This is a genomic window from Streptococcus intestinihominis (genome assembly GCF_046824975.1).
GTDB lineage: Bacteria > Bacillota > Bacilli > Lactobacillales > Streptococcaceae > Streptococcus.
Map to the genome: position 1 here is coordinate 299,842 of NZ_JBKQBL010000002.1, position 10,450 is coordinate 310,291.

Annotated in this window: 11 protein-coding genes; 2 read left to right on the plus strand and 9 right to left on the minus strand. The window is 44.8% G+C overall.

Annotated elements, in window-relative coordinates; genetic code table 11:
* Nucleotides 1-55: 55 nt before the first annotated feature.
* Together thiI and ACLOR3_RS04865 are read right to left on the minus strand one after the other, a co-directional pair.
* Nucleotides 56-1,276 (minus strand): tRNA uracil 4-sulfurtransferase ThiI, encoded by a 1,221-nt coding sequence (thiI, locus tag ACLOR3_RS04860; RefSeq protein WP_411400244.1) that lies wholly within the window; start codon nucleotides 1,274-1,276, stop codon nucleotides 56-58.
* Between the two features lie 21 nt (nucleotides 1,277-1,297).
* Nucleotides 1,298-2,440, minus strand: coding sequence for a cysteine desulfurase family protein (locus ACLOR3_RS04865; protein WP_411400243.1), 1,143 nt, complete (start codon nucleotides 2,438-2,440; stop codon nucleotides 1,298-1,300).
* 238 nt (nucleotides 2,441-2,678) lie between these two features.
* Here ACLOR3_RS04865 and ACLOR3_RS04870 point away from each other — a divergent pair, with 238 nt between their 5' ends.
* On the plus strand, nucleotides 2,679-3,242 hold the full coding sequence (locus tag ACLOR3_RS04870; protein ID WP_048716731.1) for a hypothetical protein: 564 nt from the start codon (nucleotides 2,679-2,681) through the stop codon (nucleotides 3,240-3,242).
* A 102-nt stretch (nucleotides 3,243-3,344) separates the two neighbouring features.
* The gene (locus ACLOR3_RS04875) at nucleotides 3,345-3,743 is read left to right on the plus strand and encodes a DUF6556 family protein (RefSeq protein WP_048716729.1); all 399 of its coding nucleotides are present in this window, start codon (nucleotides 3,345-3,347) and stop codon (nucleotides 3,741-3,743) included.
* Nucleotides 3,744-4,094: 351 nt separating this feature from the next.
* On the opposite strand, the gene rfbB is transcribed toward ACLOR3_RS04875, so the two are convergent.
* The 7 genes from rfbB to yghU form a co-directional block, all read right to left on the minus strand.
* Nucleotides 4,095-5,141 carry a dTDP-glucose 4,6-dehydratase gene (gene rfbB, locus ACLOR3_RS04880; protein ID WP_023026717.1) on the minus strand — a complete coding sequence of 349 codons (1,047 nt, stop codon included), beginning with the start codon at nucleotides 5,139-5,141 and terminating at the stop codon, nucleotides 4,095-4,097.
* A gap of 383 nt (nucleotides 5,142-5,524) precedes the next feature.
* Entirely contained in the window at nucleotides 5,525-6,118 is a 594-nt protein-coding gene (locus tag ACLOR3_RS04885; protein ID WP_023022979.1) for a dTDP-4-dehydrorhamnose 3,5-epimerase family protein, read from the minus strand.
* Nucleotides 6,118-6,987: a glucose-1-phosphate thymidylyltransferase RfbA gene (gene rfbA / locus ACLOR3_RS04890; protein WP_048717356.1), complete on the minus strand. Its 870-nt coding sequence runs from the start codon at nucleotides 6,985-6,987 to the stop codon at nucleotides 6,118-6,120. Before rfbA ends, ACLOR3_RS04885 begins: the two co-directional genes overlap by 1 nt.
* 260 nt (nucleotides 6,988-7,247) lie before the next feature.
* Nucleotides 7,248-8,339: an NAD(P)/FAD-dependent oxidoreductase gene (locus tag ACLOR3_RS04895; protein ID WP_048717354.1), complete on the minus strand. Its 1,092-nt coding sequence runs from the start codon at nucleotides 8,337-8,339 to the stop codon at nucleotides 7,248-7,250.
* 6 nt (nucleotides 8,340-8,345) lie between these two features.
* Nucleotides 8,346-9,143 (minus strand): Nif3-like dinuclear metal center hexameric protein, encoded by a 798-nt coding sequence (locus tag ACLOR3_RS04900; RefSeq protein WP_411400242.1) that lies wholly within the window; start codon nucleotides 9,141-9,143, stop codon nucleotides 8,346-8,348.
* Complete coding sequence (locus ACLOR3_RS04905; RefSeq protein WP_411400241.1) at nucleotides 9,130-9,819, minus strand: tRNA (adenine(22)-N(1))-methyltransferase; 690 nt, start codon at nucleotides 9,817-9,819, stop codon at nucleotides 9,130-9,132. The genes ACLOR3_RS04900 and ACLOR3_RS04905 overlap by 14 nt, the downstream gene beginning before the upstream one ends.
* Nucleotides 9,820-9,900: 81 nt before the next feature.
* The coding region (gene yghU, locus ACLOR3_RS04910) for a glutathione-dependent disulfide-bond oxidoreductase (protein ID WP_412037034.1) at nucleotides 9,901-10,450 on the minus strand (550 nt) is incomplete at its 5' end.

A 10,450-nucleotide genomic window follows, 5' to 3' on the forward strand; every position in this document is an offset into this window, starting at 1 on the left:
ATCAAACTCACGCCAGTGGTCAGGGCTCTTAGTGAGATCTGATCACCTTCATCTCTTACAACAAATCCTCAATCAGCTCGTCAACTTCATCAGTCTCCGCTTGTGGTCTGATCTCAGTAATCATGATGCCTGCTACCGCACGCTCGACCAAAGCTTCCACATCCATACGTTGCTCATACTGCTCCGCATTTTTGAGTTTCGGATTAGTCTTTGGACGATCTGGTGCAAAGATGGTACAACAGTCTTCAAACGGTTGGATAGAGATTTCAAAGGTATCGATGGCTTGGGCAATATCGATGATTTCCAACTTGTCCATGGTCACCACTGGACGGATAACCGGTGTATTGGTTACCGCATTGATGGCCTGCATACTCTCTAGCGTTTGGCTAGCTACCTGACCGAGGCTTTCCCCATTGATGATGACTAGGCCACCACGGATTTGACGGATGCGATCAGTTATCCGCATCATAAAGCGGCGGGTCAAGGTCATGAGATATGCTTCCGGCGCCTTAGCCTTGATCTCTTCTTGAATCTCAGTAAATGGCACTTCGATAAACTGGATATTGCCCCCAAACTTGGTTAATTTACGAGTTAAATCGTGGGCTTTTTTAAGAGCTCCCGGGCTAGTATAAGGCGGGCTAGCAAAGTGGACCGCTTCGATATCCACACCCCGCTTCAAAGCTAGGTAACCAGCTACTGGAGAGTCAATTCCTCCAGATAGCATGAGCATGCCTTTACCAGATGTCCCAACTGGCAGACCACCTGCTCCCTTAATGGTTTCGTAAGAGATATAGGCTGCTTCTTCCCGGATCTCTACTTGGAGGTTGATATCCGGTTTTTTCATCTGTGCTTGGATACTTGGAATCGCTTCAAAGACAGCTCCACCCAAGGTTTGATTGAGTTCGCGGCTATCGAGTTCAAAAGAGTGATCACTCCGTCTGCTGGAAATCTTGAAGGTCATCCCTTCCTGGTAGATTTCCTGCATGATTTCTTGAACGGCTGAAATCAAGGCTGGGACAGATTTTTCAATCTTGTAGACTGGTGAAAAGTTTTGAATCCCAAAGACCTGTTTAAGAGATTCAGCCACTGGTTCGTAATCCGTTCCATTTAGATAAGCATGAGCACGGTCCCGATCGGCTGACACTTTGACAGCTGGGTAAATGGACAAAACATCTGAGATATTATTGCGCAATTTATTGATGAAGCGCATCCGGTTCTTTCCTTTAGTAGAAAGCTCCCCGTAGCGGATCATAATTTCTGAATAAGTTAATGGCATAGTTACTTCCTTTTCTTTTCCTTAACGCACCTTTCGCGTCTTTTCATAGATCAGTTTGAACTTGGTCAAAAATTGCTCGACCTGACTCATGTCATTTTCGAGATCAAGACTGAGGCGGACTGCTGTTTGTGCCAGAGCCTTGTCGACTCCCATGGCGATCAAGGTTCCAGCAGGTTTACCAGCCTTGGAAGAGCAGGCAGAGGTTGTCGAAATATAAATCTCATACTCTTCAAATGCATGGACGATGACTTCTCCTCGCACTCCCTTAATACCGAAAGTTAAGATATGAGGCGCAAAGCCCTCATCTCCAGAGAAGACAGTCACATCTGGGTAGTGGGCTAATTCCTCACGAATGACTTCTTTTAACTGATGGCACTTGTGCTCAAAGTCCTCTTGACGCTCCATCGCCAAGCGCAAGGCCTTGGCAGTCGCAGCAATTCCAGCTAAGTTCTCAGTCGTCGAACGAAGGTCCTTTTCTTGTCCGCCACCTGTTAAGAGGGGACTGATCTTTTTGCCTTCTTTGAGATAGAGGAAACCAACCCCACGAAGTCCATGGAACTTGTGACTGGAGAAGGTCGCTAGATCCACCCGTTCTGGCAGATATAGAGCGGTTGAAACCTTAGCCAGCGCCTGAACCCCATCGACATGGAAAGTGATGGTCGGACGATCCGCCAATAGGTCTGCAATAGCTTGAATCGGCTGGATAGAACCCACTTCATTATTGACAGCCATGATCGAAACGAGTGTTGTATCCGGACGCAAGAGTTTTTCCAGCTCTTCTACTTGGACAAAGCCATGCGCATCGACTGGAGCAATATCCACCTCAAACCCCTGACCTTGTAGCCAAAGGGCTGATTCCTTCACAGCCGGATGCTCAATAGCTGAGACAATGATATGCTTGCCATAAGGAGCTTTTTCAAAAGCAACTCCCTTGATCGCCCAGTTGTCTCCTTCAGTCCCACCTGAGGTGAAATAGATTTCTTCTGCTTTCTTGCCTAGGAGGGAAGCAATCTGCTTGCGGGATGCCTCCAAGATCCGGGTCGCTTGACTTCCCAGGTTGTGCAAGCTAGATGGATTGCCCCAAATTTTGCTTGCGACTTCCGTGTAGGTAGCCAAGGCCTCGGGATAAGGTTTGGTTGTTGCTGAATTATCAAAGTAAATCATCTTCCACTCTCTCCTAGTCAATTTTCAATCATCTTATTGTAACATTTATAGGTTGGAGGGACAAGGATTTGGCAGGCTTCATTTTGTTCCTAGTTTCAGACAGAAAACTTGTAAATTTTTCAAAATAGCTTATGATGAAGATGGAGAGTTTTGTAAAACGCTTACAAGACCCCCTGTTGTTTTTTATGACCTACTCAAGTCCAGAACTGGAACTGATTGAAGTTACAAGGAGACAAGCATGAAACGACCGATCTATTTTTCCATTGCCCTAGGTGGAAGTCTTGCTCTTGGAGGACTGCTCACTGTCCTACCACCACTTCCATTTTCCCTCCCTTCTGCCCGACTAGCCTGTCACGGTAAAGGACAGTGTGACCTACAACAGCCCTTGGAGAAGCCACCTTACTTTAGGGAAGATGAAGGCAGCCTCCGCGAAATGAGCCTTATCCAACCAATCCCTGGTGAATCCGATAGCTACATCAAATTCAATTGCTTGGTCGAATACAATGGCTGGTTCCGTCGTATCATCCGTGTCAAAGATGTAAAAGTGATTTCAAAAACCAAGGAATTCAAGGGTAAGATTGACTACTCTATCCCGGATCCAAACAAGATAGAGGTTCAGGCGAACGGTCAGTTTATCTCTCCTAATGACTCCTCTAGTTTTAGTAACCATGAAATCATCAGCCAGCCTAGTCAAACAAACCAACCAATTTCCGTCTCTGAAAAAGAACAGGCAAACTTTGAAACGTCCTCTGAGGCAAGCGAGACTCAAAGCGTCCAGTTTGAAAGCAATTTGAAATTTTAAAAATCTCTTCCATTTCTTCTTAGACATTTTCATAAAAATAACGTATAATGACTAAAGTGTTCACATAAAAGAACAAAAAATGAAATGAAGAGGAAATAGAATATGTCACAATACTCACGAAAAGAAAAACACCAAGACAGCAACAGACCATCAAGAAGCGAAAAAGTGAAACAGAGCCTTTCTTTATTCCAGATGATTGTCGCAACGATTGCTAGTCTTCTCGGTATTATCGTTACTTCCTTTACTATTTACAGTATCATGAAACCAACAGCTAAAACAGAGGAGAAAAAAGATGGCTCCACTAGCGTTGTTGTTGTCCATGAAAAGGATGGATCTGCTACTGATTCAAGTGCTACGGGAACAGATACCAGTGCTAGCAGTAGCCAAGCATCCGAAGCAAGCTCTGAACAAACTGACTCGTCACAGGTAGAAACCAGTGCCAGTGAAGCTCCTGCAGACACAACACCGTCTGCTACGGATACCGAATCATCTGCTAATTAATAAAAAGACCAGTTGGTCTTTTTATTATAGAAAAGAGTACTTTTAAAAAAACTTTCCTTAGGTGAGTACGGACGTCAGCGAACTTCGAAGAAGTTCCATGACTTAGTTTTGGACCTAAGGTTCCAAAACTCCCGAGTGCTTGAAACATTATTGTTTCAAGCACTTTTCTCACAGCGGAAAGTTTTATAACTACATAAATGAATCAAACCATCAAACATCACCTTTTTAAAAAAATTAACTAGTTATTTTATCAAAAAAAGTTTGTATGCATTCTAAAAAACAGTATAGTCTATTTTAAAAATATAGAAAAGCCTCTGTCGACCAGAAATCCTGATCAACAGAGGCTAATTTTTATTTGATCACTTCTTGTGTCTTCGCGTAATTGGCTTCGACAGCTTCTTTTTCAGCTTTCCACCAGTCTTGGTTGTCTGTGTACCACTTGATGGTTTCTTCTAAACCTGCTTCGAAGTTTGTGAATTGTGGTTCCCAACCCAATTCTTCACGCAATTTTGTTGAATCAATAGCGTAACGCAAATCGTGACCAGCACGGTCTGTTACACGGTCGTAAGCATCTTTTGGTTGTCCCATTTTTTCAAGGATGAGCTCAAGCACTTCCTTGTTATTCTTTTCACCGTCAGCACCGATCAAGTAAGTTTCACCGATACGGCCTTTAGTAAGAATCGCCCAAACACCAGTTGAGTGGTCGTTGGTGTGGATCCAGTCACGGACGTTCTTGCCTTCACCATAAAGTTTTGGTTTGATACCAGACAAGATATTGGTAATTTGACGTGGGATGAACTTTTCGATGTGTTGGTATGGTCCATAGTTGTTTGAACAGTTTGAAATGGTTGCCTTAACACCGAAGGAACGAACCCAAGCCTTCACGATCAAGTCTGAAGCAGCCTTGGTTGATGAATAAGGGGATGATGGGTTGTATTTGGTTTCTGCAGTGAATTTTTCACCAGGACCTTCCCCATGTCCAGGAAGATCTTCTCGCAATGGAAGGTCTCCATACACTTCGTCTGTTGACACGTGGTGGAAACGAATATCGTATTTACGAGCAGCTTCCAAGAGTGTGTAGGTACCAATGAAGTTTGTGTGGATAAATGGTGATGGGTCATTCAATGAATTGTCATTGTGGCTTTCAGCCGCATAGTGAACGATCGCATCAGCCTTAGCAGCCAGTTGGTCAACCAATGCTGCGTCAGCAATGTCACCCACAACCAATTCAACACGGTCCCCAAGGATTTCTTCGATGTTGGCACGGTTACCTGCGTAAGTGAGTTTGTCAAGGACAGTCACATGCACGTCTGGATGGTTGTTGTAGACATAGTGTACGAAGTTTGAACCGATGAAACCAGCGCCACCGGTTACGATGATGTTTTTGTATTCAGTCATTTTTTCTCCAAAAAATTGTTTTTTCTTTATCGTTCCTTAAATCAATCTTTTTTTAGCTTTCCTTAGGTGAGTACGGACGTCAGCGAACTTCGAAGAAGTTCCATGACTAAATTAAGATACAAAGGGCGTCTGCGGATAAAGTCAAAATAGGAAGTTTGACGCAGAATCTTTTGATTCTAGGAAAACTTATCTTTTTGACACAATCCGTAGCCCGTGTTCAATTAGTTTTGAGCCTAATGTCTCAAAACTTCCGAGCACCTGAAACATTATGGTTCAGGTGCTTTTCTCACGGCGGAAAGCTAAGCATATAGCTCGCTTCGCTCGTTTATAGCAAACCTAAAAACTATATAATAATTTTCTTGATTGTTTTAAGAGCTTCATTTTTACAAATCTTCTGCTTTTAGGGGTTTGACGTCTTTGAGCAATGGGTGGTTCTTGTCTGCTTCTGAGACTTCTGCTTCTTCCAAGTTTTCCCATTGGATGTCTAGGCTTGGGTCTGCATAGTTGACAAAAGCATATTTTGGCTTGAGCTCCAATGCCCAGTAGTCATTGACCAAATAGCTGTAGGCTACTTTGTCAGACAAAACTTGGAAACCATTGGCTACACCACGTGGTACGAAGATGCCTTTTGAAGCATCAATCACAGTTTGATAGGTATTCCCGAAGGTCTCACCTTCACGAAGGTCTACCCAAGTGCCAAGAACCTTTCCTTCATCTGCTACAGAAATGTACTTGTCCCAAGGTTCTGCATGCAGACCACGTAAGACATGCTTACGCGAGAAAGAAACGTTATTTTGCAACTTGCCTTCGGCAAAGAAGCTTTCAGGAAATCCAAGAGGAAGCATTTTTTCCTTTTGGAAGTTCTCCTTGAACCAACCACGGTTGTCCCCATGAACTGGAATATCAAACTCCATCAAACCTGGAATCGCTTCAATCTTGCGGGCTGCTAATTCTTTTCCGAAAAATTGTTCTGTCATTAAGCTTCTCCAATCAAACGGAGCAAGTATTGTCCGTATTCATTTTTCTTAAGAGGTTGCGCCAATTCATGGACTTGTTCTTTGGTGATATAACCCATGCGATAGGCGATTTCTTCAAGGTTGGCAACTTGGACGTTTTGCAAGCGTTGAACAGTTTCGATATATTGAGAAGCCTGCAAGAGACTTTCGTGAGTTCCTGTATCCAACCAAGCAAAGCCACGACCCATGAGCTCAACAGAGAGATCTCCACGCTCCAAATAAGCCTTGTTGACATCGGTGATTTCAAGCTCTCCACGAGGACTTGGTTTGATGTTTTTAGCAATCTCTACTACATCATTGTCATAGAAGTAAAGTCCTGTCACCGCAAAGTTGGATTTTGGATGTTCTGGTTTTTCTTCGATAGAGATAGCATTCATATCTGCATCAAACTCTACCACACCAAAACGTTCTGGATCTTTAACTTGGTAACCAAAGACAGTTGCCCCTTTTTCTTTTGCTTCAGCCCGTTGCAACATCTTGGTTAGGCCATTTCCATGGAAGATATTATCTCCAAGAACGAGGGCAACATGATCGTCACCAATGAACTCTTCACCAATGATAAAGGCTTGTGCTAAGCCGTCTGGGCTTGGTTGCTCTGCATAAGAGAGGGAAATACCAAGTTCAGAACCATCTCCAAGAAGCTCTTCAAAACGAGGAAGATCTTGCGGAGTTGAGATGATCAAGATTTCTTTGATCCCTGCTAACATAAGAGTTGACAATGGGTAGTAAATCATTGGCTTGTCGTAAATGGGCATCAACTGTTTGGAAGCGGCACGAGTCAAAGGATACAAACGAGTACCCGAACCACCAGCTAAAATAATACCTTTCATAATGTTAGGCCTTTCTACGTATTCATTACCCCTATTTTATCATGTTTATATAAAAAAGTCACCTTGCATTTGTGTTGCAAGGTGATGACCGGAGATGAGAGTTGTAGAATTGTTAGCAGTGGTCTTACTCATAATTCAAATAGATTACTGCTCCTTGACTGAGTCGTCTGAAAGCCTTACCTTGTAGTAGAGCCCACTCAACCACTGCGTCTTGCTCGATAATCCAAAGACAATTGAGAGGCTAGGACTTTTGTCCCAGCCTACTTCTTCACATATTGTTCAACTGGATAATCTGCTGGATCTAAGCGTAGGTTTCCTCCTGCCACTAGTTGGGCTAGATGCCAACCAATGAGGGGACCTGTTGTGAGGCCGGACGAACCTAGGCCACTGGCAACATAAATACCAGCTTGATCGGGAAGAGCCCCCCAGAATGGTGAAAAGTCACTGGTGTAGGCCCGTGTTCCCACGCGCTCGCCGACAACTGTCGCTTGAGCTAGTTCTGGATAGTAGGCCAAAGCTTCTGTTTCCATCTGATTTAGCTGAGCTTGATCCACCGTCAGGTCAAAGCCCATCTCATTCTCATGAGTGGCTCCCATACTGATTTTGCCCTTTTGGAAGGGAATGATATCCAGCTCTCCTTCTGGCATGACCACAGGATAGTCATCAGTATCTAGGTCTAGCTGATAATCCCGCAACTGTCCTTTTTGGGGACGGACATCGACTTGGTAGCCAAGTGGCTCGAGCATTTGTCCCAGCCAGGCTCCTGTTGCTAGGATGACTTGGTCATAGTTTTCTCCTGCAATCTGATAGCCATGATCCGAGACTGAGAGAGCAACCTCTTCCTTAATCACTCTTGCCCCACTGGCTTTAAGGAGAGTTTCCGTGAGAAGCGCTCCTTCAACATGAGCTCCACCTGAGGCATAAAGGAGCTGTTCAAAACCATTTAGACCTGGGAATTGCTGGGCCACCTCTTCTTTGTTTAAAATCGCCAAGTCTCCAATCAAGGGAGATTCTTCCCGACGGCTCAGCGCCAACTGATAGAGTTCGTCTAATTTGTCCTCCTTTTTCTTGAGGAGATAGACACCGGTCTGCTGGTAAAAATCTGTTTTAATTCCGTCCTTGGCCAGGTCTTCTACCAATTCTTGGTAAAAATCAGCTCCCAGACGAGCGAGGCGATACCAGGCCTTGTTCCGCCGTTTGGAAAACCAAGGGCTAATAATGCCTGCCGCTGCCTTAGTTGCTTGGCCGACTCCATGGTCATAGACAGTCACATCCACTTGTGCTTCTTTGGATAAATAATAGGCTGCAGTGGATCCTACGATCCCTGCACCGATAATGGCTACTTTCATCATGACCCCTTAGATATGGTAAAAAGGATTGGTGCTAGCTTGACTGCCAATCACTTCAATCTCCCACGCTTCCTCAGCCTTCCACTGATTGAGCTTTTCTACTAGTTTCGAGACAAAGAGAACTTCGATATGGTGCCCTGGATCCAAGGCCAAGAGCCCATCGCTCAGCATGTCTTGAGCCGTGTGGTAGTAGATATCTCCTGTGATATAGACCTCAGCCCCTTTAGCGAGAGCATCCTTATAAAAGGACTGGCCACTTCCTCCACAGATGGCGACACGCGTAACAACCCGATCCAAATCAGTCTGGTCATAACTGACCAAGCGCAAAGCATCTAGTCCAAAAGTTTCTTTGACCTTTTCAGCCAACTGACCAAAGGTTTGGGCGGACACCTGACCAATCCGGCCGATTCCGAGTCCTTCCCCTGTCATGCTGAGGGGCTCTGTATCTTCAATGTCCAAGAGTTGGCAGAACCAATCGTTGAGACCATCTGGGACAATGTCAATATTGGTATGGCTGACATAGACTGCGATATCATGCTTGATCAGGTCAATATAGATCTGATTTTGAGCCCGATCTGCTACCAGATCTTTGATGGGACGGAAAATCGGTGCGTGCTTGACGATGATCAAGTCTACCCCATGGGCGATAGCTTCTGCCACCGTCTGCTCCCGAATATCTAAGGTAACCATGACCTTCTTGATGTCTTTTTGCAGGGTACCGACCTGTAGGCCACGGACATCTCCCTCCATGGAAAGCTCCTGAGGACAATAGGCTTCATAGCGTTTAATGACTTCACTTGCTAACATGTAGAACCTCCTTGATGTGTGCAATGCGCTCTTCTAACGATGCTCTGGCAGATTGATTCTCAACAGGGACCTGCTCTAGGGCAAAGGCTAATTTCTCTACTTCCTTGGACCACTTTTGGACAAAGGCTGGAGCTTGTTCCCGCATCAAATAGGGACCAAAGCGTAGTTCCTTAGCTGATAACTCTTGAGAACCCTGTTCGACCACGAGGATCTCATAGAACTTCTCATTTTCTTCCAAGATGGCTTCATCGACAATACGGAAATTATGGTCTACTAACCAGCTCCGCAATTCATCCTCTCGATTATTGGGCTGGAGGACCAAGCGAGAGACACTGGCTAATTTTTCTAGACCTGCGGCTAGGATGTCTACAATCAAGCGTCCTCCCATGCCAGCAATGGTGATACAGGAAATGCCATCTGTTGGTTCAAAGGCAGCCAAGCCATTGGCTAGGCGGACTTCAATCTTGTCCTCTAAGCCATTATCGGCGACATTTTGCAGGGCAGACTGATAGGGTCCCTCTACCACTTCACCAGCAATAGCAACCTCAATCTTACCTTCTTGTAAGAGGGCGATTGGCAGATAAGCATGGTCACTCCCCACGTCCAACAGACGCGCTCCAGCTGGGACGAAGCTAGCCACCAAGTCCAAGCGATTTGATAATTTTGTAAATTCCATGTGTTACTTTCTAAACTTTTATTCCACCCTTTAGTATACCATGTTTACACCATTAAAAAAAGGCGCAACGGCGCCCTTTTCTTATGCATTAATTTCCTTATACTCTACTTCCAAGCCACGTTTTACAGCTGGGCGATTGGCAATTTTCTCTGTCCAAGCTTGCAGATGCTTATATTCCTTCACATCTAAGAAAATTCCTGCACGGTCCCAGACCTTGTCTTGGGCTAGACGGCCATACCAAGACCAGATGGCGATATCTGCAATGGTATAGTCATCTCCTGCGATATAAGGTTTAGTAGCCAGTTCCTTGTCCAGTAGGTCCAATTGGCGTTTGGCTTCCATGGCAAAACGGTTGATGGCATACTCGATTTTTTCAGGAGCATAGTGGAAGAAATGACCAAAGCCTCCACCTAAGAATGGTGCCGCACCCGTCTGCCAGAAGAGCCAGTTGAGCACTTCTGTCCGCTTAGCAGGATCTGTCGGGATTAATTGGCCAAATTTCTCTGCTAGATACAAGAGAATATTAGCTGATTCAAAGACCCGAATCGCTTCCTCTCCTGATTGATCCAACATGGCTGGAATTTTCGAGTTTGGATTGATGGCTACAAAGTCACTGCCAAATTGATCTCCT